General features: G+C 62.9%; 24 protein-coding genes and 1 tRNA gene. 14 read left to right on the top strand and 11 right to left on the bottom strand.

Annotation, left to right across the window (positions count from 1 at the left end; translation table 11 throughout):
- Positions 1–49 precede the first annotated feature (49 nt).
- From NKI15_RS15610 to glpK, 11 genes are all read left to right on the top strand, one after another.
- Positions 50–1,465, top strand: a complete 1,416-nt coding sequence (locus NKI15_RS15610) for a pyridoxal phosphate-dependent decarboxylase family protein (RefSeq protein WP_023688617.1) — start codon at positions 50–52, stop codon at positions 1,463–1,465.
- A 14-nt stretch (positions 1,466–1,479) separates the two neighbouring features.
- Complete coding sequence (locus NKI15_RS15605) at positions 1,480–1,926, top strand: hypothetical protein (protein WP_023754895.1); 447 nt, start codon at positions 1,480–1,482, stop codon at positions 1,924–1,926.
- 115 nt (positions 1,927–2,041) lie between these two features.
- Entirely contained in the window at positions 2,042–2,809 is a 768-nt protein-coding gene (locus tag NKI15_RS15600) for a DeoR/GlpR family DNA-binding transcription regulator (RefSeq protein ID WP_352514072.1), read from the top strand.
- A 117-nt stretch (positions 2,810–2,926) separates the two neighbouring features.
- On the top strand, positions 2,927–4,447 hold the full coding sequence (gene glpD, locus NKI15_RS15595) for a glycerol-3-phosphate dehydrogenase (RefSeq protein ID WP_352514071.1): 1,521 nt from the start codon (positions 2,927–2,929) through the stop codon (positions 4,445–4,447).
- Between the two features lie 38 nt (positions 4,448–4,485).
- Positions 4,486–5,565 (top strand): ABC transporter ATP-binding protein, encoded by a 1,080-nt coding sequence (locus tag NKI15_RS15590; protein ID WP_352674455.1) that lies wholly within the window; start codon positions 4,486–4,488, stop codon positions 5,563–5,565.
- A 10-nt stretch (positions 5,566–5,575) separates the two neighbouring features.
- Complete coding sequence (locus tag NKI15_RS15585) at positions 5,576–6,667, top strand: ABC transporter ATP-binding protein (protein ID WP_023730147.1); 1,092 nt, start codon at positions 5,576–5,578, stop codon at positions 6,665–6,667.
- Entirely contained in the window at positions 6,668–7,534 is an 867-nt protein-coding gene (locus tag NKI15_RS15580; RefSeq protein ID WP_023670975.1) for a carbohydrate ABC transporter permease, read from the top strand. It begins immediately after the preceding gene.
- A gap of 1 nt (position 7,535) precedes the next feature.
- Entirely contained in the window at positions 7,536–8,450 is a 915-nt protein-coding gene (locus NKI15_RS15575) for a carbohydrate ABC transporter permease (protein ID WP_023670976.1), read from the top strand.
- A gap of 67 nt (positions 8,451–8,517) precedes the next feature.
- The gene (locus NKI15_RS15570) at positions 8,518–8,805 is read left to right on the top strand and encodes a DUF2160 domain-containing protein (RefSeq protein WP_352514069.1); all 288 of its coding nucleotides are present in this window, start codon (positions 8,518–8,520) and stop codon (positions 8,803–8,805) included.
- Between the two features lie 77 nt (positions 8,806–8,882).
- Positions 8,883–10,607 carry an ABC transporter substrate-binding protein gene (locus NKI15_RS15565; RefSeq protein WP_023748726.1) on the top strand — a complete coding sequence of 575 codons (1,725 nt, stop codon included), beginning with the start codon at positions 8,883–8,885 and terminating at the stop codon, positions 10,605–10,607.
- Positions 10,608–10,696: 89 nt separating this feature from the next.
- Positions 10,697–12,190, top strand: coding sequence for a glycerol kinase GlpK (gene glpK / locus NKI15_RS15560; RefSeq protein WP_023754891.1), 1,494 nt, complete (start codon positions 10,697–10,699; stop codon positions 12,188–12,190).
- Positions 12,191–12,281: 91 nt separating this feature from the next.
- On the opposite strand, the gene NKI15_RS15555 is transcribed toward glpK, so the two are convergent.
- Complete coding sequence (locus NKI15_RS15555) at positions 12,282–12,782, bottom strand: BA14K family protein (RefSeq protein ID WP_023724353.1); 501 nt, start codon at positions 12,780–12,782, stop codon at positions 12,282–12,284.
- Between the two features lie 322 nt (positions 12,783–13,104).
- On the opposite strand from NKI15_RS15555, the gene NKI15_RS15550 reads away from it, so the two are divergent.
- Positions 13,105–13,180, top strand: a tRNA-Lys gene (locus tag NKI15_RS15550).
- A gap of 46 nt (positions 13,181–13,226) precedes the next feature.
- On the opposite strand, the gene NKI15_RS15545 is transcribed toward NKI15_RS15550, so the two are convergent.
- From NKI15_RS15545 to NKI15_RS15520, 6 genes are all read right to left on the bottom strand, one after another.
- On the bottom strand, positions 13,227–14,288 hold the full coding sequence (locus tag NKI15_RS15545) for an ABC transporter ATP-binding protein (RefSeq protein ID WP_352514068.1): 1,062 nt from the start codon (positions 14,286–14,288) through the stop codon (positions 13,227–13,229).
- Between the two features lie 39 nt (positions 14,289–14,327).
- The gene (locus tag NKI15_RS15540; RefSeq protein ID WP_023684659.1) at positions 14,328–15,149 is read right to left on the bottom strand and encodes a carbohydrate ABC transporter permease; all 822 of its coding nucleotides are present in this window, start codon (positions 15,147–15,149) and stop codon (positions 14,328–14,330) included.
- Positions 15,150–16,088, bottom strand: a complete 939-nt coding sequence (locus NKI15_RS15535) for a carbohydrate ABC transporter permease (RefSeq protein WP_352514067.1) — start codon at positions 16,086–16,088, stop codon at positions 15,150–15,152. It abuts the gene before it with no gap.
- The gene (locus tag NKI15_RS15530; protein ID WP_352514066.1) at positions 16,088–17,425 is read right to left on the bottom strand and encodes an ABC transporter substrate-binding protein; all 1,338 of its coding nucleotides are present in this window, start codon (positions 17,423–17,425) and stop codon (positions 16,088–16,090) included. Before NKI15_RS15530 ends, NKI15_RS15535 begins: the two co-directional genes overlap by 1 nt.
- Before the next feature lie 66 nt (positions 17,426–17,491).
- A complete protein-coding gene (locus tag NKI15_RS15525) occupies positions 17,492–18,151 on the bottom strand; it encodes a GntR family transcriptional regulator (protein ID WP_023693416.1) in 660 nt (219 codons plus the stop codon).
- 23 nt (positions 18,152–18,174) lie between these two features.
- On the bottom strand, positions 18,175–19,059 hold the full coding sequence (locus tag NKI15_RS15520; RefSeq protein WP_023819935.1) for a dihydrodipicolinate synthase family protein: 885 nt from the start codon (positions 19,057–19,059) through the stop codon (positions 18,175–18,177).
- A 257-nt stretch (positions 19,060–19,316) separates the two neighbouring features.
- On the opposite strand from NKI15_RS15520, the gene NKI15_RS15515 reads away from it, so the two are divergent.
- Complete coding sequence (locus NKI15_RS15515; protein ID WP_352514065.1) at positions 19,317–20,459, top strand: hypothetical protein; 1,143 nt, start codon at positions 19,317–19,319, stop codon at positions 20,457–20,459.
- Between the two features lie 235 nt (positions 20,460–20,694).
- Here the strand turns inward: NKI15_RS15515 and dprA are convergent, their stop codons facing one another.
- The 4 genes from dprA to NKI15_RS15495 are packed head-to-tail and all read right to left on the bottom strand — an operon-like array spanning position 20,695 to position 24,729.
- Positions 20,695–21,822: a DNA-processing protein DprA gene (gene dprA, locus NKI15_RS15510; protein WP_023670989.1), complete on the bottom strand. Its 1,128-nt coding sequence runs from the start codon at positions 21,820–21,822 to the stop codon at positions 20,695–20,697.
- Entirely contained in the window at positions 21,819–22,424 is a 606-nt protein-coding gene (plsY, locus tag NKI15_RS15505) for a glycerol-3-phosphate 1-O-acyltransferase PlsY (protein WP_023706212.1), read from the bottom strand. Before plsY ends, dprA begins: the two co-directional genes overlap by 4 nt.
- Positions 22,425–22,480: 56 nt before the next feature.
- Positions 22,481–23,767: a dihydroorotase gene (locus tag NKI15_RS15500; protein WP_023706213.1), complete on the bottom strand. Its 1,287-nt coding sequence runs from the start codon at positions 23,765–23,767 to the stop codon at positions 22,481–22,483.
- Positions 23,764–24,729, bottom strand: a complete 966-nt coding sequence (locus tag NKI15_RS15495) for an aspartate carbamoyltransferase catalytic subunit (RefSeq protein WP_023706214.1) — start codon at positions 24,727–24,729, stop codon at positions 23,764–23,766. Before NKI15_RS15495 ends, NKI15_RS15500 begins: the two co-directional genes overlap by 4 nt.
- A 197-nt stretch (positions 24,730–24,926) precedes the next feature.
- On the opposite strand from NKI15_RS15495, the gene NKI15_RS15490 reads away from it, so the two are divergent.
- Positions 24,927–26,555 carry a DNA alkylation response protein gene (locus tag NKI15_RS15490; protein ID WP_023688598.1) on the top strand — a complete coding sequence of 543 codons (1,629 nt, stop codon included), beginning with the start codon at positions 24,927–24,929 and terminating at the stop codon, positions 26,553–26,555.
- Positions 26,556–26,677 lie beyond the last annotated feature (122 nt).

Raw genomic sequence — 26,677 nt, 5'->3', positions numbered from 1 at the left:
TGTTAATCAAAATTCAAACGGCTGGCTGATCGGCGCGTCGGGAGGATCCATGGACAACGAGCAATTCCGCGACTGGTCGAGGCGCGCCGCCGACTGGGGCGCTGATTACCGCGCCGGCCTTCGCGATCGGCCCGTGCGACCTGCCATAGCGCCGGGCGAGATCTTCAGGAGCATCGAAGCTTCTCCGCCGGAGGCCGCGGAATCGATGGAGACGATCTTCGCCGATTTCGAAGCCAAGATCGTGCCCGGCATGACGCATTGGCAGCATCCGCGTTTCTTTGCTTATTTCCCGGCCAATGCAGCACCCGTCTCGGTGGTGGCCGAATATCTGGTCTCTGCGATGGCCGCGCAGTGCATGCTGTGGCAGACTTCGCCGGCGGCGACAGAGCTTGAGACGCGCATCGTCGACTGGATGCGCCAGGCGCTCGGCCTGCCCGAAGGCTTTTCCGGCGTGATCCAGGACTCCGCATCATCGGCGACGCTGGCCGCCGTGTTGACCATGCGCGAGCGCACGCTCGACTGGCAGGGCAACAAGAAGGGTCTTTCCGGGCAGGGCAGGCTGCGCGTCTATTCCTCCGACCAGGTGCACACCTCGATCGACCGCGCCATCTGGGTCGCCGGCATTGGCGAGGAAAACCTCGTCCGCATTCCCGTCGCCGGCACCTACCGCGCCATGGATACCGCGGCTTTGGAAGCGGCGATTGTTGCCGACCGCGCGGCCGGCCTATTGCCGGCCGGCATCATCGCGTGCGTCGGCGGCACCAGCACCGGCGGCACCGACGACATCGCTGAAGTGGCCGCGGTGGCCAAACGCCAGGGGCTCTATCTGCATATCGACGCCGCCTGGGCCGGATCGGCGATGATCTGTCCGGAATACCGGCATTTCTGGACCGGTGTCGAGGGCGCGGACTCGATCGTCTTCAACCCGCACAAATGGCTGGGCGCGCAATTCGACTGCTCGATCCAGTTCGTCCGTCAGCCGGAGGATCTCGTGCGCACGCTGGCGATCAAGCCGGACTATCTGAAAACTCGCGGTCATGACGGCATCATCAACTACTCCGAATGGTCGGTGCCTCTCGGCCGTCGCTTCCGGGCGCTGAAGCTGTGGTTCCTGCTGCGCGCCCATGGCCTCGAGGCGCTGCGCACCATGATCCGCAATCACGTCGCCTGGAGCGAAGGCATAGCAGCGCGCCTGGCCGAGGAGGAGGATTTCGAGCTCGCCAGCCAGCCGATGCTGTCGCTGTTCTCGTTCCGGCATCGCGCCGCATCCGGCGCTGACTGCGACGAGCACAATCTGCGTCTGGTCGACGCCATCAACAATGACGGCCGTATCTACCTGACGCAGACGCGTGTCGATGGGCGGGTCGCCATCCGCTTCCAGGCAGGCCAGTTCGAGACAACCGCGGCCGATGTCGATACCGCCTTCACTGTCATCTGCGAGTGTGCAAGATCCCCGAAGGACTGACAGGGATTGCCCGGGTGGTTGCCGCCGCCGGGGCAAGCCAGCAAGGACTTGCGAGCAAGCATATGGCCGGAAGGGCCGAAGGGGTTAGCCAGAATCTGACGGGCGTCTGGAGCGGGCGCTATTTCTATCCGCGCGAACTGCCGCCGGTTTCCTTCGTTGCAACGCTGATCGAGACGGCAACCAGCTTGACGGGGATGACCCACGAACCGGCGGCGACCAGCACGGCAAGATACGCAAGCCTGCAGGGGCAGCGAGAGGGCAACGCCGTCTCCTTTACCAAGACATACGACAAGGCCCAATTGAAGGCGCACCCGATTCACTACAGCGGCATCATCAACGGTGATGCAACCGAGATCAAAGGCACTTGGCGAATCCCGGGATACTGGTCCGGCAATTTCCTGATGATCCGCTCGCCAGGTAAAGTCGCGGCTGTCACCCGCAAGGTGGCGGAGCGGGTCTGAGCCGTATCTGCCCGGTTCGCCTTTGCAATCATCGATATTTCATTAGCCGGCGTCTCCCTTTTCATTGCTTTCGTTTTCAGCTACAAACAAGAAAAACGAAAACGGGAGGTTCTCAGTGTATTTGTCGCCGCGCCATGCCGAAATCATCCAGATGGCGAAGGACCATGGCCGTGTGCTGGTCGATGGCCTCGCCACGCACTTCAACGTGACGCCGCAGACCATCCGCAAGGACCTCAACGATCTCTGCGATCAGCGGCTGCTGACGCGCATTCATGGCGGGGCCTTGTTCCCGTCCGGCATCGAGAACATGGAGTATGAGGCGCGCCGCAAGATTGCCGCCGACGAGAAGGAGGCGATCGGCCGCGCGGCGGCCAGGCTGATACCCGACAACGCATCTTTGTTCATCAATATCGGCACCACGACCGAGTCGGTCAGCAAGGCGCTGCTTGACCATACCGGGCTCATGGTCATCACCAATAATATCAATGTTGCCAACAGGATGCGCATCTATCCTTCGATCGAGGTGGTAATCGCCGGCGGCGTCGTGCGCGGCTCCGACGGCGGCGTTGTCGGCGAGGCCGCGGTCGATTTTATCAGGCAGTTCAAGGTCGACTATGCGGTGATCGGCGCCTCGGCCATCGACCATGACGGCGCGCTGCTCGATTTCGACTTTCGCGAAGTGAAAGTCGCGCAAGCCATTATCGCCAATGCCAGGCATGTCATCCTGGTCTCCGACCAGACCAAGTTCGAACGAACCGCGCCGGTTCGCATCGGCCATCTCTCGCAGGTCAACACCTTCATTACCGACCATTGCGACATCCCGTCGGTGCGCCGGATCTGCGAAGAGGCCGAGGTGCAATTGATTGAAACGTCGCTCGGATAGCGGCGCCATCACGGCCCCGTGATATTTCGTTTGACATTCGTTCTTATTTCGAAATAATCCCGCTACGGTTTCGTAAAAACCTAAAAATGCTGCAATGCGAAATCGCGGGAGGGCTTTGTGGACGCAATCCATGACATCTTCGTCATCGGTGGCGGCATCAATGGCTGCGGCATCGCCCGCGACGCCGTTGGGCGGGGCTTTTCGGTGTTTCTGGCTGAGATGAACGATCTTGCCAGCGGAACCTCCTCCGGTTCGACCAAGCTGATCCATGGTGGCCTGCGCTACCTCGAATTCTACGAGTTCCGACTTGTGCGCGAGGCGCTGATGGAGCGCGAGGTTCTGTGGAAGAACGCGCCGCACATCATCTGGCCGATGCGCTTCGTGCTGCCCTACGCCAAGGGCCTGCGCCCGGCCTGGCTGATCCGGCTCGGCCTGTTCCTCTACGATCATATTGGTGGCCGCAAATTGCTGCCGGCGACCCGGACACTGGACATGTCCAAGGATCCGGCCGGCAAGCCGCTGAAGCCGCTGTTTCACAAGGCTTTCGAGTACTCGGACGGCTGGGTCAACGATGCCCGGCTGGTGGCGTTGAACGCGCGTGACGCCGCCGACCGCGGCGCCACCATCCGCACCCGCACGAAAGTCGTCGGGGCGCGGCGCGAAGGCGATCTGTGGGCGATCCGCGTGGAAGACGTGCAGACGGGAGAGGCAGAGGAGGTCAAGGCCCGGCTGCTGGTCAATGCCGCCGGTCCGTGGGTCGACCACGTCCTGTCGACCACTGTGAGCCAGAACGACGTGCACAATGTGCGCCTGGTGCAGGGCAGTCATATCGTCATCAAAAAGAAGTTCGATGATCCGCGCGCCTACTTCTTCCAGAACAAGGACGGGCGCATCATCTTCGCCATTCCCTACGAGGAAGAATTTACGCTGATCGGCACCACCGATCGCGACTATCCCGGCGATCCGCATGACGTGAAGATCAGCGACACCGAGATCGACTATCTCTGCGCGGCGGCGAGCGAATATTTTGCTGAGGCCGTGACGCGCCCCGACATCGTCTGGACCTATTCGGCCGTGCGCCCGCTCTACGACGACGGCGCTTCGAAGGCGCAGGAAGCGACCCGCGACTATGTGCTGAAAGCCGATGGCGGCGGGGGCAAGGCGCCGATCGTCAACGCTTTCGGCGGCAAGATCACCACCTACCGCCGGTTGTCGGAATCGATGCTGGAAAAGGTCGAAGGTTTTCTCGGCAAGCGCGGCAAGCCGTGGACGGCGAACGCGCCCTTGCCGGGCGGCGATTTCCCGGCCACCGGTTTCGACGTCCAGGTGGCGAAGCTGAAGAGCGCCTATCCTTTCCTCGACCAGCGCCTGGCGCGTCGGTTGACCAGGCTTTACGGCACGCGCGCGCAAGTGCTGCTCGGCCTTGCCAAGTCGAACGCCGATCTCGGCCGCAATTTCGGCGCCGATCTCTATGAGGCCGAGGTACGCTACCTCTGCGAAAACGAATGGGCGCTGACCGCCGAAGATGTATTGTGGCGTCGCACCAAGCGCGGTCTGCATCTCAGCCGCGAACAGGCCTCGGCGCTTGACGAATTCATGCGCGGCATCAGCCGGCGCCATGTCGCGGCAGCGGAATAGGGAAGGCGATTGATGCACAAAGCCTGGGAGGAGGCATCATGCTGGAACTGAGAAACGTGACGAAGATGGTCGGCGCGTTGGAGCATATCCGCGACGTGTCGCTGACGCTTCAGCACGGCTCGCTCAACGTTTTGCTCGGGCCGACACTGTCGGGCAAGACCAGCCTGATGCGGCTGATGGCCGGACTCGACGTGCCGACCAACGGTTCAGTCTGGTTCGACGGCCAGAATGTCACCGGCATGCCGGTGCAGCAGCGCAAGATCGCCATGGTCTATCAGCAGTTCATCAACTACCCCGCGATGACCGTCTACGAGAACATCGCCTCGCCGTTGCGCGTCGCCGGCACCGACCAGGCCAAGATCGACAAGGAAGTCCGAAACGCGGCAGGGCTTTTGAAGCTCACACCCTATCTCGGCCGCACGCCGCTCAGCCTGTCCGGCGGCCAGCAGCAGCGTACGGCGCTGGCCCGCGCCATCGTCAAGAATGCCAGCCTGGTGCTGCTCGACGAGCCGCTCGCCAACCTCGACTACAAATTGCGCGAGGAGCTGCGCGCCGAACTGCCCAAGATATTTGCCGCCGCCGGCACTATTTTCGTCTACGCCACGACCGAGCCGCATGAAGCCTTGCTGCTCGGCGGCAATACGGCGACGCTGTCCGAGGGGCGGATCACTCAATTCGGGCCGACCATCGACGTCTTCCGCAAGCCGATCGACCTGGTGACGGCGAAAACCTTTGCCGATCCGCCGCTCAACACCATCGTGCTGGCCAAGAAAGGTCCGGATTTCCTTCTCGAGGGCGGCGTCAAGCTGCCGGTACCGGCAGAACTCGCCGGCATTGCCGACGCCAACTACACGATCGGCTTCCAGCCGCATCATCTGTCGCTCGAGCGGCCCAACGCTGCCGCGGTGCCGGTGCGCGCCAAGGTGACGATCACCGAGATCACCGGCTCGGAAAGCTTCATCCATCTCGATTTTGCCGATGCGCGCTGGGTCATGCTGACCCACGGCATCCGCGATTTCGAGCCCGACGCCGAGATCGAGGTGTTTATCGATCCGCGCCACATCATGGTCTTCGACAGCAACGGCAGCGCCGTCGCCGCGCCGAAGCTTGCGGCCTGAGGGGGGAGAGATGGCGCGCATCGACGTCAACCATGTCAGGCACTCCTACCTGCCCAATCCGCAGAAGGATGCCGATTTTGCGCTGCGGGAAGTGCACCACACATTCGAGGATGGCGGCGCCTACGCGCTGCTTGGGCCTTCGGGTTGCGGCAAAACCACGCTGCTCAACATCATTTCGGGACTTTTGCACCCCTCGCACGGTGAGTTGCTGTTCAACGGCAAGGACGTCACCAATCTGTCGACGCAGGAGCGCAACATCGCGCAGGTGTTCCAGTTCCCGGTCATCTACGACACCATGACCGTTTACGACAATCTTGCCTTCCCGCTGCGCAACCGCGGCGTGCCGGAGGCCGATGTCGACCGCAAGGTGCGCGAGACGCTGGAGATGATCGACCTGGCGTCGTGGGCGAAGAAGAAGGCGAGGGGCCTGACCGCCGACCAGAAGCAGAAGATCTCGCTCGGCCGCGGCTTGGTGCGCTCGGATGTCAATGCTATCCTGTTCGACGAACCGCTGACGGTTATCGATCCGCACATGAAGTGGGTGCTGCGCTCGCAGTTGAAGCAACTGCACCGCCGCTTCGGCTACACCATGGTCTATGTCACCCATGACCAGACCGAGGCGCTGACCTTCGCCGACCAGGTCGTCGTCATGTATGATGGCGGCATCGTCCAGATCGGCACGCCGGCTGAATTGTTCGAGCGCCCGCGCCACACATTCGTCGGTTACTTCATCGGCTCGCCCGGCATGAACGTCATGCCGGTGGCGATCGACGGCAAGACCGCGACCATTGGCAGCCAACGCATCGAGCTGCCCGGCGCGCCAAAGACCGCCGCTGGGAGCTCCGGCGCCATCGAACTCGGCATCCGCCCCGAATATGTCAGGCTCGGCCGTGACGGCATGGCGGTTAAAATCAGCAAGGTCGAGGATCTCGGCCGCCACAAGGTGGTGCGCGCCAGCCTCGAAGGCCGCGAGATCGCTGCCGTCATCGGCGAGGACGAGAGCGTGCCGGCCGACCCAAAGGTTCGCTTCGATCCGGCCGGCATCAACATCTATGCCGATTCCTGGCTGGTTGAGATGGGGCGTGTCGAGATGGGGGCATAGATGGAAAAGACCTGGAACAACAAGGCCTGGTTCCTGGTGCTGCCGGTGCTGGTGCTGGTGGCGTTCTCGGCCGTCATTCCGCTGATGACGGTCGTCAACTATTCGGTGCAGGACACCTTCGGCAACAACGTCTTCTTCTGGGCAGGCACCCAGTGGTTCGAGGAACTGCTGTCGTCCAGCCGCTTCTGGGAAGCGATGGTGCGCAACCTGATCTTCTCCTTCATCATTCTGGCCATCGAAGTGCCGCTCGGCATATTCATCGCGCTCAACATGCCGAAGAAGGGCTGGGGCGTGCCGGTCTGCCTAGTGCTTATGTCGTTGCCGCTGCTCATTCCGTGGAACGTCGTCGGCACCATTTGGCAGGTCTTCGGCCGCAACGACATCGGCCTGCTCGGCTACTACGTCAACGCGCTCGGCATCGACTACAATTACGTTCAGGATCCGTTCGACGCCTGGGTCACCATCATCATCATGGACGTCTGGCACTGGACCAGCCTTGTCGTGCTGCTCTGCTATGCCGGCCTGGTTTCGATCCCGGATGCCTTCTACCAGGCGGCCAAGATCGACGGCGCCTCGCGCTGGGCGGTGTTCCGTTATATCCAGCTGCCGAAGATGCAGCGTGTGCTTTTGATCGCCGTGCTGTTGCGCTTCATGGATAGCTTCATGATCTACACCGAGCCCTTCGTCGTCACCGGCGGCGGCCCCGGCAACTCGACCACCTTCCTGTCGATCGACCTCGTCAAGACCGCGCTCGGCCAGTTCGACCTCGGTCCGGCGGCCGCCATGTCGCTGGTCTACTTCCTGATCATCCTGTTGTTGTCGTGGGTGTTCTACACCGTGATGACCAACTACGACGCGGAGCGCTGAGATGAGCGGCGCCAACGAAAGAGCCGACAGAGTGAGCGAAACCACCGCTTCGGGAAAATTGGCGAGCACGCTTTCGCAGGATCAGGTCGCCCGGCTGATGCGCAAGCGCGGCGAGGAATCGCGCTGGTGGTGGATCGTGCCGACGATCTACATCATCGTGCTTCTGCTGCCGATCTACTGGCTCATCAACATGAGCTTCAAGACCAATGCCGAGATCGTCTCCTCGCTGACGCTCTATCCGCATCAGCCTACGATCGCCAACTACGTCACTATCTTCACCGATGCGTCCTGGTATTCGGGCTACATCAACTCGATCACCTATGTTGTCATGAACATGGTGATTTCCGTGGCTGCGGCGCTGCCGGCGGCCTACGCCTTTTCGCGCTACCGCTTCCTCGGCGACAAGCATCTGTTCTTCTGGCTGCTGACCAACCGCATGGCGCCGCCGGCAGTGTTCGCGCTGCCGTTCTTCCAGCTCTATTCGGCTTTCGGCCTGATCGACACCCACATCGCTGTGGCGCTGGCGCACTGCCTGTTCAACGTGCCGCTGGCGGTGTGGATCCTCGAAGGCTTCATGTCGGGCGTGCCCAAAGAGATCGACGAAACAGCCTATATCGACGGCTACTCCTTCCCGCGCTTCTTCGTCAGGATATTCATGCCGCTGATCGCCAGTGGCATCGGTGTCGCCTGCTTCTTCTGCTTCATGTTCTCATGGGTCGAGCTTTTGATCGCTCGCACGCTGACGACCACCGATGCCAAGCCCATCGCCGCCACCATGACCCGCACCGTTTCGGCCGCCGGCATGGATTGGGGCCTGCTCGCTGCCGCCGGCGTGCTGACGCTGATCCCCGGCGCGCTCGTCATCTGGTTTGTCCGCAACTACATCGCCAAGGGCTTCGCCCTGGGGAGGGTGTGATGAAACAAAAGCACGGGTTCACCCTCACCACCACCGCCAAGGGCTTTGCCCTGGGGAGGGTGTCACCATGAATCTCGACCTCACCTGGATGGCGTGGACGTGGCCGACGGCGGCGTTCTTCGGCACCATTCTTCTACTGCTGTGCGGCATGGCGTTTTGGGAATTTGCCTCGCCGGGCGGCAATCCGCGCGTCGGCATCCTGCGCTTCGAGACGACGCGCGGCGACCGTCTTTTTCTGTCGCTGCTTGGCAGCGCCTTTATCCATCTCGTTTGGCTGGGTCTTGTCGGATCCAACCTGTGGTGGGCTCTCGCTCTCTCCGTGGTCTACGCCGTTGGCGTGTTCCGCTACGTATAGAGGGGGAAACTGTTGGAGCGACCGCGTGCCGGCGGCCGTTCCAGATCACACTTGAAACCTAAATGTGGAGGAAACCTATGCGACGGCAATTTTTAACATCAACTGCCCTTGTCCTGTTGCTCGGGGTAGGCAACGCCTACGCCGGAATGGATGAGGCCAAGGCGTTTCTGGACAAGGAAATCGGCCCGCTGTCGACGCTCGACCGCGCCGGCCAGGAAGCAGAAATGCAGTGGTTCATCGATGCCGCGAAGCCTTTCGCCGGCATGGACATCAAGGTCGTGTCCGAAACCATCGCCACCCACCAGTATGAATCGCAGGTGCTGGCGCCGGCCTTTACCGCCATCACCGGCATCAAGATCACGCATGACGTCATCCAGGAAGGCGACGTCGTCGAGAAGATCCAGACCCAGATGCAGACCGGCCAGAACCTTTATGACGGCTGGGTCAACGATTCCGACCTGATCGGCACCCACTGGCGCTACCAGCAGGTCCGCAACCTGACCGACTGGATGGCGGGCGAGGGCAAGGACGTTACCAATCCGAACCTCGACCTGAAGGATTTTATCGGCACCTCCTTCACCACCGCGCCGGACAAGAAGCTCTATCAGCTGCCCGACCAGCAGTTCGCCAACCTCTACTGGTTCCGTTACGACTGGTTCAACGACGAGAAGAACAAGGCCGACTTCAAGGCGAAATACGGCTACGACCTCGGCGTTCCCGTCAACTGGTCGGCCTATGAGGACATCGCCGAGTTCTTCACCGGCCGCGAGATCGACGGCAAGAAGGTCTATGGCCACATGGACTACGGCAAGAAGGACCCGTCGCTCGGCTGGCGGTTCACTGATGCCTGGCTGTCGATGGCCGGCAACGGCGACAAGGGCCTGCCGAACGGCCTGCCGGTCGACGAATGGGGCATCAAGGTCAACGAGAAATCACAGCCGGTCGGCTCCTGCACGGCGCGCGGCGGCGACACCAACGGCCCGGCTGCCGTCTACTCGATCCAAAAATACCTCGACTGGCTGAAGGCCTACGCTCCGGCCGAAGCCCAAGGCATGACCTTCTCCGAATCCGGCCCGGTGCCGGCACAGGGTGCGGTCGCGCAGCAGATATTCTGGTACACCGCCTTCACCGCTTCGATGGTCGACGCCGGCGCCAAGGCGGTGCTGAACGACGACGGTACGCCGAAGTGGCGCATGGCCCCGTCGCCGCATGGCGTCTACTGGAAGGACGGCATGAAGCTCGGCTATCAGGACGTGGGTTCCTGGACGCTGATGAAGTCGACGCCGACCGACCGCGCCAAGGCCGCCTGGCTCTACGCGCAGTTCGTGACCTCGAAGACGGTCGACGTGAAGAAGAGCCATGTCGGCTTGACCTTCATCCGCGAAAGCACGATCCACGACAAGAGCTTCACCGAACGTGCGCCGAAGCTCGGTGGTCTGATCGAGTTCTACCGCTCGCCGGCCCGCGTTCAGTGGTCGCCGACTGGCACCAACGTGCCCGATTATCCGAAGCTGGCACAGCTCTGGTGGCAGGCGATCGGCGATGCCTCGTCCGGCGCCAAGACGGCGCAGGAAGCCATGGACTCGCTCTGCGCCGAGCAGGAAAAAGTCATGACCCGCATCGAGAAGTCGGGCGTCCAGGGCGATATCGGCCCGAAGATGGCCGAAGAGCATGACCTCGCCTACTGGAACGCCGACGCGGTCAAGAACGGCAATCTCGCGCCTCAGCTGAAGATCGAGAACGAGAAGGAAAAGCCGATCACCATCAACTACGACGAACTGGTGAAGAGCTGGCAGAAGTAATCTTGGCGTACGCGCCAGGATCATAGTGAACGGGGAGGCGGCATCTTGCCGTCTCCCCTGTTTGTATAGGCGAGCTACCGGGAGGACTAATGACCGGATACATCCTTGCAATCGACCAGGGTACGACATCGACCAGGGCGATCCTGTTCGACGGCGCGATGAAGGTCGCCGGCAGCAAGCAGCAGGAATTCACCCAGCATTATCCTGCCTCCGGCTGGGTCGAGCATGATCCGGAAGAGATCTGGGCAAGCGTCGTCGCGACGGTCAAAGGCGCGCTGAAGGCCGCCGGCCGCGAGGCCTCGGATGTGGCGGCGATCGGCATCACCAACCAGCGCGAAACCGTCGTCATCTGGGACAAGGCGACCGGCAAGCCGATCCACAATGCCATCGTCTGGCAGGACCGCCGCACCGCGCCGCTCTGCCAGAAGCTGAAGAAACACGGCCTGGAGAAAAAGTTCACCAAAAAGACCGGCCTACTGCTCGATCCCTATTTCTCCGGCACCAAGATCGCCTGGATGCTGGACAAGGTGAACGGTGCGAGAAAGCGCGCCGAAAAGGGCGAACTGCTCGCCGGCACCATCGACAGTTTTTTGATCTGGCGGCTGACCGGCGGCAAGGTACATGCGACGGATGCCACCAACGCCTCGCGCACGCTGGTCTACAACATCGAGAAAAATGTCTGGGACGACGAGCTGCTCTCCATCCTGCGCATCCCGGTGGCGATGCTGCCTGAGGTCAAGGATTGCGCCGACGACTACGGCGTGACGGAAAAAAGCCTGTTTGGCGCCGAAATCAAAATCCTTGGCGTGGCCGGCGATCAGCACGCAGCGACCATCGGCCAGGCCTGTTTCGAGCCAGGCATGATGAAATCGACCTATGGCACCGGCTGCTTTGCGCTGCTCAACACCGGCGCCGATCTGGTGCGCTCGAAGAACCGGCTGTTGACCACCATCGCCTATCGGCTGAACGGCAAGACTACCTATGCCTTGGAAGGCTCGATCTTCATCGCGGGTGCCGCCGTGCAATGGCTGCGCGATGGCATCAAGGTGATCGGCAAGGCCGAGCATAGCGGCGTATTGGCGGCAACCGCCGACCCTACGCAGAACGTCTATCTCGTGCCGGCTTTCGTCGGTCTCGGCGCGCCGCATTGGGACGCCGAGGCGCGTGGCGCGATCTTCGGGCTGACCCGCAACTCTGGCCCGGCGGAGTTCGCCCGCGCGGCGCTTGAATCCGTCGCCTACCAGACGCGCGATCTCCTCGACGCCATGCGCAAGGACTGGAAGGGGGCATCGGCCAAAACCGTGCTTCGCGTCGACGGCGGCATGGTGGCCTCCGACTGGACCATGCAGCGGCTGGCCGATATCCTCGATGCGCCGGTCGATCGCCCGACCATTCTGGAGACCACGGCGCTGGGCGCAGCGTGGCTTGCCGGCTCGAAGGCGGGTGTGTTGCCGAAGGCGAAGGATTTTGCCAGGAGTTGGGCGCTCGAGCGCCGCTTCAAGCCGGACATGGATGCCGACACCCGCTCGGCAAAACTGGCGGGTTGGCGCGACGCGGTGCGCCGGACATTGAGCGCGTCCTGATTTCGCACTTAAGACCAAGTCCGCGAAAAGACGAAGCCCGCGCCCGTTGCCGGCGCAGGCTCCGTCCTACCCTAACTTCGCCCTAAACACATCAATAGGGCGAATTACACTGCCGCCGAGGGCCGTAGTTGGGCTGGAATGTGTTGTCCGAGGCGCGGTAGGAGCGATAGCGGTCGTAGCACCACTGCACATGCGCATCGCCGCCGTAGACGCGGTTGTTCTCGCTGTTGACGATCGCACCGGTGATCAAGGCGCCGGTGGCGAAGGCAGCCAGCGGGAACCAGTAGTCGCCGTGACGGCGATAGCCGCGGTGATATTCGCGATAGCCGCGATGGCCATTCCAATAGCTGCCGCCATCATTGTTGCGCGAGAACTGGCGGCCTACGCGGAAATCGCGATTGCCGGAATTGCGGTTGCCGTGGCGCATCCACCGCCAGTTGTCATGACGAGAATCGCCCACATTCACGATGTCGGACGAAGTTGCTGATGACTGGGGCACGAACATCTGGGCGGCATTGGCCGGCATAGCGGCGGCCGCGGCAAACGAAATTGACAGGGTGGTCGCCAGTAGACCCGTTGCGATCTTGTTCATGATCTTCTCCTTGAAGGGTGGTTGACGTCCCTTGTGAGACGAAAACGGCCCGCTCGTGCGATGGTTCCCACCAAAACAGTAAGTTGCTGATTTGTAATGTTTCTCGAATTCGGCGCGTGAGAAAAGGCGCGTCTCGCGCGCCAACAGATCGAAGCGGCGACCACGTTGCGGGAGCGGCTCACCGGGCTGGTGACGACGCAATTTGCGGCGCGTCTGGCGATGGCTGAAACCCCGGTCGAAGGGCCATCTTTTTCCGGTTGACCGGTCGCGGCACTCTCCCTATGTTCCGCGCAATTTCGAGGGCGGCCTTTAGAGCCCGCGGGAGCGCGTAGCTCAGCCGGTAGAGCAACTGACTTTTAATCAGTAGGTCTCGGGTTCGAACCCCGACGCGCTCACCAGAAATACTTCGTGCGGAAGTTGCCCTGTCAGCAGCCCCCATCGCCCCTACAATCGTTGCCCGGTCTTGACGTCGAACAGATGAGCGCAGGCGCGGTCGATCTCGATGCGCATCTGCTCGCCCTGTTTCAGTGCCAGCCGCTCGCGGAAAAGGCAGGAGATTTCTTCTCCGGCGCAGTCGACCCTGGCAAAGATTTCCGAACCCGTTGCTTCCAGAAGCACGATCGTGCCGGGGATTCCTTTGGCGGTCGTCGCTCGGATGTGTTCGGGGCGGATGCCGTAGATGAGGTCGCCGCCGGGTATGTTTGCCAGGTCGATGCCTTCCGGCAGCGGCAAGATCAGTCCACCGGCGCTGCGGAAAACACCTTCCTCGACATGGCCCCGAATGAAATTCATCGCCGGCGAGCCGATGAACCCGGCAACGAAGAGGTTGGCCGGGCGATCGTAGAGATCGAGCGGCGCGCCGATCTGCTCGACAAGGCCGTCATGCAGCACGACGATCTTGTCGGCCATGGTCATGGCCTCGATCTGGTCGTGGGTAACGTAGATGGTGGTGGTTCCCAGCCGCTGGTGCAGCGCCTTGATCTCGCCGCGCATCTGCACGCGCAATTTGGCGTCGAGATTGGACAGCGGCTCGTCGAACAGGAACACCTGCGGGTCGCGCACGATGGCGCGGCCCATGGCGACGCGCTGGCGCTGGCCGCCGGAAAGCTGACGCGGATAGCGGTCGAGCAGCTTGTCCAGGCCGAGAATGCTGGCGGCCCTGCCGACGCGGCCGGCGGTGTCGGCCGGATCGGCTTTCTTGATCTTCAGGGCAAAGCCCATATTTTCGGCCACCGTCATATGCGGATAGAGCGCGTAGTTCTGGAACACCATGGCGATGTTTCGGTCGCGCGCCCTGAGATTGTTGACGAGGCGATCGCCAATGGCGATCCTGCCGCCCGAGATCGTTTCCAGTCCGGCAATCATGCGCAGCAGCGTAGACTTTCCGCAGCCCGACGGCCCGACCAGGATGACGAATTCGCCATCGGCGATGTCGACGCTGACATCGTGGATGATCTTGGCGGCTCCGAAAGCCTTCTGAACGTTGTTGATTGTTACCGATGCCATTGGATTTCTCCCGGAAATGAGTGATGTCGGGGCCGTGCCTCAGCCGCCCTTGACGGCGCCTGCGGTCAGCCCGGCGACGATCTGCCTTTGCGCGAACAGGGTCAGCACCAGCACCGGCAGCGTGACCACAAGTGCTGCGGCGGCGAGCGGACCCCAGCTCACCTGCTCGTAGGAAAGCATGTTGTAGACGGCGACCGGAAGCGTGCGGGTCTCGCGGCTGGCGAGCACAATGCCGAAGACGAAATTGTTCCATGAGAAGATGATCGACAGGATGAAGGCGACGACAATGCCCGGCTTGGCGATGGGCAAGGCGACCAGCCGGAACACCTGCCAGGAACTGGCGCCATCGATGTTGGCCGCTTCTTCCAGCTCCATCGGCGTGGTCTCGAAATAGCCGATCATCACCCAGACCACGATCGGCACCGTCACCACCAGATGGATGATGATCTGCGGCCACAGTGTGCCGAGAATGCCGACCCACTGGAACAGCAGGAACAGCGGAATGAGATAGGAAAGCCCCGGCGTCATGCGGGCGATCATGATGACCACCGCCGAGCGTTCGGCCTTGAGCCGCGCGATGCCATAGCCGGCCGGCACGCCGATCAGCAGCGCCAGCAACGTTGCCGTGCCCGTCACCAGAACCGAATTCCAGAAATAGAGCAGGAAATTGTTCTCCTCGAATACCTTCACATAGTTCGACCAGGCGAGATGTTCCGGGATCAGGATCGGCGGGTATGCACCGTTGTCGATCTCGAACTTCAGCGACAGCGAGACCATCCAGAGGAAGAACAGGATCGCCGGCGAGACGAAGACCAGAGCCGCGAAAAACAGCCCGATCCGGTTGAGCAGCCGTGAACTCATCTATTTGCCCTCCACCCCGATCCATTGGGAGCGCTGGCGCAGCATCAGCAGGATGAAGGACAGCGCGACGATGACGATGAAGAACACCACGGCCATGGCCGAGCCATAGCCGATGTCGTAGTAGGAGAAGGCGGTGTTGTAGAGATAGATGTTGATGGTTTCCGAGGCCGTGCCCGGTCCGCCCTGGGTCATGGCATAGATGATGTCAAAACTTTTCAGCGCATCGATGGTGCGGATGATCATCGCGATCATCAGGAACGGCGCGATCATCGGCAAGGTGAGATAGCGGAATTGCTGCCAGGCGTTGGCGCCATCGATCTCGGCGCTCTCGAAGGGCTCGCGCGGCACGGAGGCCAAGCCGCCCAGCACGATCAGCATCACCAGCGGCGTCCACTGCCAGGTCTCGACCGCAACCAGCGAGGGGATGACCGTTTTGGCGTTGAAAATCCATTCCTGCGCCGGGATTCCGACCAGCGACAGAAGGTAGTTGAGCACGCCGAGCTGGGGATGGAACATCATCGTCCAGACCAGCGCCACGGCGACTGGCGTCGCCATCATCGGCATCACGAAGACGCCGCGCAAAATGCCGCGCAGCGGAAATTTGGCGTCGAAGATCAGCGCGGCGACAGTGCCGAGGAACATCGGCGCCGCGACCGAAAGCGCCGTGTAGGTCAGCGTATGGAAAAGCGATTCCCAGAAGCGTTGGTCGACTGCCAGCCGCAGGTAGTTTTCCATCCCGGCAAAGCTTCGCGCCTGGCCGAGGGTCCAGCGGTTGACGCTCATCCACAGTGTGAAGGCCCAAGGAAAGACGATCACGGCGCCGACGACGACGAGCGCCGGGACGACGAAAGGCCAGTAGTTGGGAGCCAGCCGGATGGTCTGGCTCCCTTCGATGGCTTGCGTCGTCACCCCGGTGCGTTCTGGGGTGATGGCGGACATCAGCCTTGCTCGCTCCGGTCGAGCACCGGCTGGAACTGCTCGGTGGCCTTCTTCAGTTCCTCCGCCGGATCGGCGCCGGCGATCAGATTGGTCAGCGCCACGCCATAGATGTCGCGGAACTCGGTGACCGGAATGATGACCGGCAGCGACAGCCGGCTGACATTGCCCGAGCCGACCACGGCATCGAGCCAACTCGCCGGCATGGTGACGCCTTCGCGCACCTTGGGATCTTCCAGCACCGACTTGCGGAACGGCACGCCGGCACCCGCCTGCAGCAGGCGCGCGCCCATGGCGGGCGAAATCGCCCACTGGCAGAAGAGGTAGGCGGCCTCCTTCTTCTCGCTGGTGGCCGTCACGCCGAGGCCGTCGCCAAAGGTGCCGGCGGCATGCGCCTTGGGCCCTTTGGGCATGACGCCGTAGCCAACCTTGCCGACCACTCGTGACTTTTCCGGATTTTCCATTGGCGGGGCAAAGCCGACGCCATCGAACCACATCCCGATCTTGCCTTGCAGGAAGGCGGACTGGGCTTCGGCCCAGTTGAATCCGGTGACGCCTGGAGGCGCCGACTTGGTCATCAGCCGCTGGTAGAGGCTGGCCGCCTCGACCGCCTCGGGCGAGGTCGTGCGCAGCTTGCCCTTGTCGTCGAGCGGCGTCATGTCGTAGCCGAGCATAAGCGACGTCCACACCGGCGTGTTGGCGTTCTTGAGGCCGCGGGCGACAAATCCATAGGTGTTGGTCGACGGGTCGGTCAGCGCTTCGGCGGCCGCCACCAATTGCTCGAAGGTTTCAGGGTATTTGCGGCCCTTGGCCTCGAACAAGTCCTTGTTCCAGTAGACGATCCAGTAGTCGACTGAGAACGGTAGCGAGCGCAGCACGCCCTGGCCGTCCTTGGCAAACAGCATGCCGGCATCGGCGAAATCGGTTTCCACCAGCGCAGGATCGGTCAGGGTCGAGTCAGCGAGATAGCCTGATATGTCGGCCAGCCAGCCGCCCTTTTCGAACTGCCGCTTCTGCACGTGGTAGCTCAGATGCACGACATCGAAGCTCGGCTTGCCGGAGCTGAGTTCGATCACCGTCTTCTGGCGCTGCTGCTGTTCCGGCGTCGCTTCGGCATTGACCTTGATCCCGGTCAGTTCCTCGAACTCGGCGATGTATTTTATCAGCGTGTCGCTGCGCGGGCTTTTCACCAGATTGACGTCAAGCGTCGTTCCCGCAAAGCGCTTCCAGTCGACACCGGCGGCAAAGCTTGGGCGAACACCGGCAAAGCCGGCGGCGGCAAGGGCGGCCGTTCCCTGGAGGAGTTGCCTCCTGGTTGGGTTGAACAGATTGGACGACATTTTCTTCCTCCCGGTTGTTGTCGTTGTCGATTGCGCCGCAGCGACCGCGGCGCGGCTCATGCTTCCTCAGATTTGCAGCGCCAGCCGGCGCGCCTTATCGATGTGCTGGCTAATGGCCTCGACCGCCTTGCCAGGGTCGCGGCTCTGCATCGCATCGATCACCGCCAGGTGCTCGCGCATGACCGGCACGACGCGCCCGTCGATACGGAACCGTTCCTGGTGGATCAGGCGGATCTTCACCGAATTGACCAGATAGGCCTTGGCGATGATCTCGTTGCCCAGCGCATCGATGAACGTGTCGTGCATGGCCCAGTCGATGGTCTGCGCCTTGGCCTCCATCTCCGGCGTCGGGGTCTGCTCCAGCGCCCGGGCAAGCATGTCCTCATGCTCGCGCCGCAAGCGGGCAAGCTCGGCGTCGGAGGCGCTGACCGTAAACAGCGCCACCGCTTCACGCTCCATGAACAGGCGGAACTGAAAGGCCTCGCGGATCAGGCTGATGTCTATATGGGCGATCTGCATGCCGCGCTGCGGAATGGTCGTCAGCAGTCCTTCCGCCTCGAGACGCGGCACGATCTCGCGAATGGCGCCGAGCGGCAGTCCGGTGAAGGCAACCAGCTCACGCTGCGACACGAACTGGCCTGGCTTGAAGTCGCGCGCCAGCAAATGCCGCGTGAAGCTGGCATAGGCCTTCTCCCTGAGGGTGGTCGGTTCGTTGCCGTCTTCCATATCGGCGCGCTTCTCTTTGCCGGTCAGGCCGGTTCCCTGGCAAACAAGCTGTCATAGGCTGCGGCAAGCTGCTGCTGCCCTTGCAACGCGATCGGCTCCAGCGGCGGACGGACCGCCAGCCAGCGCTCGTCGCCGGTCTTGCGCGCCACCATCACCTTTACCGCCGGGGTGACCGGATGTTTGAGCAATTCGAGCACAAAACTCTCGACGCGAGGATCGTCGCGCCCGTCCTCGGCCATGGCGCGGATTTCGCCCGGGACGAAATTGGCCATGCCCGAGATTGCGCCTTGAGCACCCATTCGCACCGCACGCGCCAGATGCCTTTCATCGCCGATCAGGATCACCAGATCGCCATGGGCGGCAAGCAGCGCCTCGCTGTAGCTCCAATTTCCACCGGAATCCTTCACTCCGGCGACCACGTCGGGAAAAGCAGTGCGCAACCGGCCGATCAGGCCAAGCGAAAGCTGCACCATGGTAACCGAAGGGATGTTGTAGAGCAGCACGTCACGGGCGAGGGGGCCGAGCGCGGCAAAGACGGCGGAAAACCAGCCGAAAAGGCCGTCGTCGCCGACATTCTTGAAGTAGCTTGGCGGGGCCAGCAGAATGTTTCGGGCGCCGCGCTGCAAGGCATGCTGTGCCTGTTCGGCGGCGTCTTCGGCGGCGTCGACCAGCACGCCGGCAACGAGTTGATGCGGCAGGATTCCAGCAGCCAGCATGGCTTCGGTCACCGACCGCCGCTCCGTCGTGCCCACCGATGCGCCTTCCCCTGTGGTGCCGAAAAGCGTCACGCTGCCGCAACCCTGCGCCAGGCAACTTTCGGCCTGAGCGATCATGGGGGCCGTGGCGATCTGCCCGCGGGCATCGAAAGGCGTGGCGAGAGCGGCCGAAAGGCCAAAGCGTGATGTCACCGGAAGGTCTCCGAAGCAGGTATGTATGCTGTGCTAGCACACTAACATGTTAGTCGTAAATTGGGGTGGTGCGCTTTTTTAACAGCGGAGGGCCCCCACCTTTTTTATCGAGAGGTTCACGGGTTCAAGCCATGGCGGATCGAGACCATTGGCGAAACAACAAGATGGCCTAGTGTTCGGGCGCCGAGCGGCAGCTCCAACCTTGTCCCCATCCCAGTCGATGGCTAAACTCAGCCTTTCCCAGGGGAGGTTCTGACATGACACTTCAGCTTTCGGCGGATGCTGTAGCCCCTCAGACGGCGACCGCTCAAAAATACCTCTTCGGCCCGCTCGCCGATTTCCTCATGCTGGGCGGCAGCGCCTTTCTCATCCTGCCGGTGCTGTTTCTCGTTCCGCTCGAATATGAAGGTCCGGTGGCCGCAACGATGGTCTTCGTAGCCTATCTCGTGAACTATCCCCACTTCGCCCACTCCTACCAACTCTTCTACCGCAATTTCGGGCGCAAGGTGACGGGCGACGGCTACGACAGGAGCCTGCAGCTCCGCTACATCTTCGCGGGCATTGTCGTGCCCCTGGTCATGGCCGGGTTCTTTGCCTATGGCGCCGCGGCGGCGAACACGCGCCTGCTCGGCTATGCCACCAACGCCATGTTCTTTTTTGTCGGTTGGCACTACGTCAAGCAGGGCTACGGCATGCTGATGGTGGATGCGGTGCTGAAGCGCAAATTCTTCGACGACCGCGACAAGAAGGTGCTGCTGGTCAACTCCTATGCCGTGTGGATCCTGGCGTGGCTGCAGACGAATACGGCGGTCACCCAGGGCAAATATTATGGCCTGGACTATTACACATTCGCGGCCCCTTCCTGGATCACCGACATTGCCCTGTTGGCGGCCGTTGCGTCGACGGCGGCCACGCTTTTGATGTTGGCCAATCGCTGGCGAAAGAACGGCGGCGGTCTGCCCTATAACGGCTTGGTGGCCTATGTCGCGTCGCTCTATCTCTGGATCCTGATTGCGCGCGTAAACCCGCTTTGGCTGTTGATCGTGCCCGCGCTCCACTCGCTGCAATACCTAGCCGTGGTCTGGCGCTACCAGACGAACGTCGAGCGCGACAGTTCCGATGCCGAAGGCGATCCGCAGCCGAAAATCCTGTCCTTTCTCGGCCCCCTCTACAGGTTTCGGCTCCTTGGCTTCATCGTCGGCGGCACGGCCCTTGGCTATCTCGGCTTCTGGCTGATCCCATCCGCGCTGACGGCCTTGATCCCGTATGACAGGCAAGTGCTGGGGTCATCGCTGTTCTTCTTCATCGTGCTCATCTTCATCAATGTGCACCATTATTTTCTGGACAATGTGATGTGGCGCCGTGGCAATCCGGAGGTATCGAAGTATCTGTTCCGCTGACTGATGCGCAGACTGTCGAGCCCGGTTTTCGTCAGCTGTCGAATATGCCATTGCGAGCGTGATCGTCAGTGCAACGGAGAGCCCTGGAATGGCGGAGTGCTTTTCCGAGAGCCGCCTGGAAAATACCCTACGGTGGCATCTGTACCGGCGTTGGCGACTATGCCGAGGTTGGCGCCGCCGGCGTAACCCTCGACGCGTGAGTTGCGGCCGACGTGCGGCGGGATCGGCTGGAACGTCACGAAACCAGTGAGACATTGCCGCCGGCATGGCGCTCGATGCGGCCGGCAAGGTCGAGTTCCAGCAGCACCATGGAGACTTGCGCGGCGTTGAGGCCGGTGTGGCGGATGATCTCGTCCACGCCCACCGGCGTTGGGCCCAGCGCCTCGAGCACGCCGCTGCGTTCGTCCTCACCGGGCGGGGGAGTTGCCGAAAAATCGGGTGCCTTTTCTGGCGGCGCAATGCTTCGCGTTCGCGTGCCCGCCAAGGGTGCGATCGCACCGGAAACATCGGCCGCCTCGGTGACCAGGGTGGCGCCGTCCTTGAGCAGGCCGTTGGAGCCGGCGCAGCGCGGATCGAGCGGCGAACCCGGCACGGCAAAGACCAGCCGGCCCATCTCGCCGGCCAGGCGCGCGCTGATCAGCGAGCCGGAGCGTTGCGCCGCTTCGATCACCACCAGTCCGAGGGCGGCGCCCGCGACAAGCCGGTTGCGGCGCGGAAAATCCTGCGCCCGCGGCTGCCAGCCGAACGGCATTTCCGAAATAACGGCGCCGCCACGCTCGGCAATGTCGTCGCACAAGCCGATATTTTCGGGCGGGTAGGGGACATCGAGCCCACCGGCCAGCACACCCACTGTACCAGTCGAGAGACTGCCCTGGTGTGCTGCCGTGTCGATGCCGCGCGCCAGGCCGGAAACGATGACGTAGCCGTCGCGGCCAAGATCCGCCGCCAGCATGCGCGCCATCTTGATGCCGGCGAGCGACGCGTTGCGGGCGCCGACGATGGCCACCGCCGGCAGGCGAAAGACGGCTGCCTCGCCCTTCACGGCAATCAGTGGCGGCGGATTGTCCATGTTTTTCAGCATCGGCGGGTAGTCGGCCTCGCCGATGCCGACGAAGCGGGCGCCGTTTTCACTGGCTGCGTCGAGTTCCGCTTCGGCTTCCTCCACGGAAGGAATGCGCATGATCCTTTTGGCTCCGCCCGAAATCATCAGCTCGGGCAGCATCTCCAACGCCGCCTCCGCCGAACCAAAGCGGTTGATCAATTCGCGAAACGAGGCCGGGCCGACATTTTGTGTGCGGATCAGCCGCAGCCAGCTCAGCCGCTGCCGGTCGCTGAGGCGCGGCCCGGCGGCGGGCTTGCTCAACCCTTGGCTCCGATCTTGCCTTCGGTGCCGGCAAGAAGGCGCGAAATGTTGGCGCGATGTTTGAAGATGACGATCAGGCTCATCACCAGGAACAGCCCGGCGGTCTCAGGTGTGCTCCAGAAATAAAGCGCGATCGGCACGATGACCGCCGCCGTCAGCGCTGCCAGCGAGGAATAGCGAAACAGAAAAGCCATCGCCAGCCAGACGACGATAAAAATCAGCGCCACATGCCAGCCGAGCGCGATCAGCACGCCGAGATAGGTCGCCACGCCCTTGCCGCCCTTGAAAACGAGCCAGACCGGAAACAGATGGCCAAGGAAGGCGCCAAGGCCCGCCCAGAGTCCAAGGCCGGCCCACAGTCCGTAGTCGTGTCCAAAATGGCGCGCGATCATCACCGCCGCCGTACCCTTCAACGCGTCGAGCACCAGCGTCGCGGCGGCGAGGCCCTTGTTGCCGGTGCGCAGAACGTTGGTGGCGCCGATATTGCCGGAGCCGATTTTGCGCACATCGCCGAGGCCGGCCGCGCGGGTGATCAAGAGGCCGAAGGGAATCGAGCCGAGGAGATAGCCGAACAGCAATGCCAGGATAACGTTATAACTCATTGTTTGCCCCCGCATTTCCCCAGCAACATATCGGTCTGCGACGTGGCGCGATCGCTCTAGCTCGAAAACACTGTGCGGCCCGCCACCAGCGTTTGCAAGACCATGCCTTGCAGCCGCGCACCTTCGAAGCAGGTGTTTTTCGAGCGCGAGCGGATGCCGCTTTCACTCACGATCCAGGGTTCTTCAAGGTCGATCAGCGCAAGATCGGCCGGCGCTCCCGGCTTCAGCGTGCCGCCCGGCAGGCCGAACAGCCTTGCTGGTGCGGTGGACAGTGTTTCGACCAGCCGAAGTAGCGGCACGTCCCCATTGTGGTAGAGCCGAAGCGCTGCTCCAAGCAGCGTCTCCAACCCGATCGCGCCGGCAGCTGCATCGGCGAAGGGAAGGCGCTTGGTGTCGACATCCTGCGGGTCGTGCGAGGAGACGATGATGTCGATCGTGCCGTCCTTGACCGCCTCGATCATGGCCAGCCGGTCTTCCTCCGCGCGCAAAGGCGGCGTCAGCCGGAAGAAGGTGCGGTATTCCCCGACATCGTTCTCGTTCAGCGACAGATTGTGGATCGCCACGCCCGCCGTGACATTGGCCTTGTCGGCTTTCGCGCGCGTCATCGCTTGCGCTGCCATCGCCGTCGAGATCTTGGCCGCGTGGTAGGCGCCGCGCGTCAGCCGTGCCAGCGCCAGGTCGCGCTCCAGCGGGATGGACTCGGCCTCGCGCGGAATGCCGGCAAGGCCGAGCCAGCTGGCATACAGGCCTTCATTCATCACGCCCGCCGAAGCGAGGTCGCCATCCTGTGTCTCATGTGCGATGACGCCGCCGAAATCGCGGGCATAGGTCAGCGCCCGGCGCATCACCAGTGCGCTGGATATTGTGTGCCGCCCATCGGTGAAGGCGACCGCACCGGCCTCGCGCAACAGGCCGAATTCGGTCATCTCGCGACCGGCGAGGCCTTTGGTGATCGCCGCCGCCGGAAAGATGTTGACGCTGGCCGTGTCCCGGGCGGTGCGCAGCACGAATTCGACCAGCGCGACATTGTCGATCACCGGGTCGGTGTCGGGCATCATGACGACGGAGGTGACGCCGCCGGCCGCCGCCGCAACGCTGGCCGAAGCGATGGTCTCGCGATGTTCGCCGCCCGGTTCGCCGATGAAGACGCGCGCGTCGATCAGGCCGGGAATGATCGCCTTGCCGGCGCAGTCGACCACGGTGGCTCCCGCCGGCAGGCCCTGGTTCAGGGCAGCCTTGCCGGCGGCAACGATCTTTTTCCCTTCGACGATGACGGTGCCGACCTCGTCGATGCCGCGTGACGGGTCGACGATGCGGGCGCGCTCAAAGACCGTCGTGCTCATGCGCCGCGGCCCTCTGCATTGCGGCGGGGATCGAGCAGCGCTTCCATGACCGCCATGCGCACGGCCACCCCCATCTCGACCTGTTCCTGGATGACGCTTTGCGGACCGTCGGCGATTTCGGACGCAATCTCGACGCCGCGGTTCATCGGACCGGGATGCATCACCAGCGCGCCGTCCTTGGCGGCCTTCAGCTTTTCGGCATCGAGGCCGAAATAGCGGAAATATTCGCGTACCGAAGGCACGAAGGCGCCTTCCATCCGCTCACGCTGCAGGCGCAGCATCATCACCACGTCGGCGCCCTTGAGGCCCTCGGCCATCGAGCGCGAGACGATGACGCCCATTTTCTCGATGCCGGTGGGCAGCAGCGTCGACGGCGCCACCACACGCACCTGCGCGCCAAGCGCGTTCAAGAGCATGATGTTGGAACGCGCGACGCGCGAATGCAGGATGTCGCCGCAGATCGCTACGATCAGTTTCGACAGCGGCCCCTTGGCGCGGCGGATGGTCAGCGCGTCGAGCAGCGCCTGCGTCGGGTGTTCATGCGCGCCGTCGCCGGCATTGACCACCGAGCAGCCGACCTTCTGCGCCAAAAGGGCGGCGGCGCCCGCAGACTGGTGGCGGATGATCAGGATGTCGGGGCGCATGGCGTTCAGCGTCATCGCCGTGTCGATCAGCGTCTCGCCCTTCTTCACCGAAGAGCTCGCCACCGACATGTTCATGACGTCGGCGCCGAGCCGTTTCCCGGCCAGTTCGAACGACGACTGCGTGCGCGTCGAGGCTTCGTAGAAGAGGTTGATCTGGGTGCGGCCGCGCAGCGTCGAGGTCTTCTTTTCGGACTGCCGCGAAATGGCGACGGCGCGATCTGCCCGGTCGAGCAGAAGCTCGATGTCACCGGGGGAAAGATCGCGGATGCCCAGAAGATGGCGGTGAGGATAAAGCGGCAGGGACGAAGCGTCGGTCATCTCAAGGCGCTGCTATAGGGGGGAGAATTCCTTGCCGCAAGCGTCAGCTTGGCATTGCGGCCTTTCTCCCCGGTATTTTCGTCGCGCGCGCCGCCTGCCTTGGGCTATATCTAGCCGATTGCTTCGGATTCGAAGCCTCGTGATGATAAGTGCCTTTCTAGCGTTAGAAGGCCCTTCTACTTTCAGAAGGATTGGGCGTGACCGACGACGTGACCAACCAGCCGCCGCCGCTGACGGGCGGCAACGCCTGGCGGGGCGATCCGTTGCTGATCCAGCTTGCCGAGCGTTTTTCCGATCCGGTGCGCAAGGACCTCGACGGGCTTGGCCGGTTCGTCCTGACGCAGGAGGCGCAGGAGCTGGCGCGCCTCGCCAATGTCGAGACGCCGAAGCTCCGCACGCATGACCGTCAGGGCCGGCGCATCGACCTCGTCGAATTCCATCCGGCCTATCATGCGCTGATGCGCCGCTCGGTTGCCGGCGGCCTGCATTCCTCGATCTGGGAAAACGGCGATAGCGAGATCGGCCGTCGCCATCAGGTGCGCGCCGCGCGTTTCTACCTGACCGCCGAACTCGAGACCGGGCATCTCTGCCCCATCACCATGACCAGCGCTTCGCTGGCCGCCCTGATGGCCAGCCCAAAGCTGTTTCGCGAATGGGCGCCGCGCGTGACGACGCGCAAATACGACCAGAGTCAGAAGCCGCCGGTCGACAAGACCGGGCTGACGCTCGGCATGGGCATGACCGAAAAGCAGGGCGGCACCGACGTGCGCGCCAACACCACACGGGCCGAACGCGCCGGCAGCGGCTTTTATCGCCTCACCGGCCACAAATGGTTCATGTCGGCGCCGATGTCCGACGCTTTTCTCGTGCTTGGACAGGCGCCTGAAGGGCTTTCCTGCTTTCTCGTCCCGCGCATCCTCGGCGACGGTTCCGGCAACGGCTTCCGCTTTCAGCGGCTGAAGGACAAGCTCGGCAACCGCTCCAACGCCTCATCGGAGGTAGAGTTCGTCAACGCCATCGGCGAGATGGTCGGCGAGCCCGGCGCCGGCATAAAGACGATCATGGACATGGTCACGCTGACCCGGCTCGACTGCGCCGTCGCCTCGTCGGCAATCATGCGGGCGGGGCTGGCTGAGGCCGTGCATCACGCCCGTCATCGCCAGGTGGCCGGCTCGACGCTGATCGAACAGCCGCTGATGCAGCGCGTGCTGGCGGACATGGCGCTCGATGTCGCCGCCGCCACGGCACTCTCGTTCCGACTGGCGCGCTCCTTCGACGAGGCTGCCGGCGACCGCGGCGAGGCTGCTTTTGCCCGCGCCATGACCCCGGTGGTCAAATACTGGGTCTGCAAGATCGCGCCGCCACTGCTCTATGAGGCGATGGAGTGCCTCGGCGGCAATGGCTATGTCGAGGAAGCGCCGCTCGCCCGCTACTACCGCGAAGCCCCGGTCAATGCGATCTGGGAGGGCTCAGGCAATGTCATGGCGCTCGACGTGCTGCGCGTGCTCGGCCGCGCGCCCGGCCTGTTCGAGGAGGTGCTGGCCGGCATCGACCGCGATCTCGGCGCCGGCGGACGCGGAACCATTGGCGTGCTCAAGGCGGCCATGCAGGTCGCCGGCACCGATGAGGGGTCGGCCCGCCTGCTGACCGAACAGCTGGCGCTGTCGGCGGCAGCTGCGGAATTGCGCCGGCTGGGGGCAGGGCGGATTGCGGACGCCTTCGTCGAGACGCGGCTCGCCGGCCAGTGGCGCAACACCTATGGCATGCTCGATTCGCGCCACGATGCGCGCATGATCGTCGACACGCTCTATCCGCCGGTGAATTGAGGGCCTTCCGCCAGGCCTCGAACGAATTTGCCTGCCTGTGGACAGCCGTTAACCTTAACGAATGGTTTCCGTTGCAGCCGCAGGCCGCAGACCCCACTGTCTTTGTCACCAAAGCAGGAATG

Origin of the sequence: Mesorhizobium sp. M0862, assembly GCF_040319795.1 — a bacterium.
GTDB lineage: Bacteria > Pseudomonadota > Alphaproteobacteria > Rhizobiales > Rhizobiaceae > Mesorhizobium.
Note: the sequence above shows the minus strand (reverse complement) of the source record. Positions and strands in the feature narration are given on the sequence as shown.

Excerpts from the sequence above, each read along its gene's own strand:
- NKI15_RS15610 (WP_023688617.1), top strand. The coding sequence starts at position 50 with ATGGACAACGAGCAATTCCGCGACTGGTCGAGGCGCGCCGCCGACTGG.
- NKI15_RS15590 (WP_352674455.1), top strand. The coding sequence starts at position 4,486 with ATGCTGGAACTGAGAAACGTGACGAAGATGGTCGGCGCGTTGGAGCAT.
- NKI15_RS15585 (WP_023730147.1), top strand. The coding sequence starts at position 5,576 with ATGGCGCGCATCGACGTCAACCATGTCAGGCACTCCTACCTGCCCAAT.
- NKI15_RS15580 (WP_023670975.1), top strand. The coding sequence starts at position 6,668 with ATGGAAAAGACCTGGAACAACAAGGCCTGGTTCCTGGTGCTGCCGGTG.
- NKI15_RS15575 (WP_023670976.1), top strand. The coding sequence starts at position 7,536 with ATGAGCGGCGCCAACGAAAGAGCCGACAGAGTGAGCGAAACCACCGCT.
- NKI15_RS15570 (WP_352514069.1), top strand. The coding sequence starts at position 8,518 with ATGAATCTCGACCTCACCTGGATGGCGTGGACGTGGCCGACGGCGGCG.
- NKI15_RS15565 (WP_023748726.1), top strand. The coding sequence starts at position 8,883 with ATGCGACGGCAATTTTTAACATCAACTGCCCTTGTCCTGTTGCTCGGG.
- glpK (WP_023754891.1), top strand. The coding sequence starts at position 10,697 with ATGACCGGATACATCCTTGCAATCGACCAGGGTACGACATCGACCAGG.
- NKI15_RS15555 (WP_023724353.1), bottom strand. The coding sequence starts at position 12,782 with ATGAACAAGATCGCAACGGGTCTACTGGCGACCACCCTGTCAATTTCG.
- NKI15_RS15545 (WP_352514068.1), bottom strand. The coding sequence starts at position 14,288 with ATGGCATCGGTAACAATCAACAACGTTCAGAAGGCTTTCGGAGCCGCC.
- NKI15_RS15540 (WP_023684659.1), bottom strand. The coding sequence starts at position 15,149 with ATGAGTTCACGGCTGCTCAACCGGATCGGGCTGTTTTTCGCGGCTCTG.
- NKI15_RS15535 (WP_352514067.1), bottom strand. The coding sequence starts at position 16,088 with ATGTCCGCCATCACCCCAGAACGCACCGGGGTGACGACGCAAGCCATC.
- NKI15_RS15530 (WP_352514066.1), bottom strand. The coding sequence starts at position 17,425 with ATGTCGTCCAATCTGTTCAACCCAACCAGGAGGCAACTCCTCCAGGGA.
- NKI15_RS15525 (WP_023693416.1), bottom strand. The coding sequence starts at position 18,151 with ATGGAAGACGGCAACGAACCGACCACCCTCAGGGAGAAGGCCTATGCC.
- NKI15_RS15515 (WP_352514065.1), top strand. The coding sequence starts at position 19,317 with ATGACACTTCAGCTTTCGGCGGATGCTGTAGCCCCTCAGACGGCGACC.
- plsY (WP_023706212.1), bottom strand. The coding sequence starts at position 22,424 with ATGAGTTATAACGTTATCCTGGCATTGCTGTTCGGCTATCTCCTCGGC.
- NKI15_RS15500 (WP_023706213.1), bottom strand. The coding sequence starts at position 23,767 with ATGAGCACGACGGTCTTTGAGCGCGCCCGCATCGTCGACCCGTCACGC.
- NKI15_RS15495 (WP_023706214.1), bottom strand. The coding sequence starts at position 24,729 with ATGACCGACGCTTCGTCCCTGCCGCTTTATCCTCACCGCCATCTTCTG.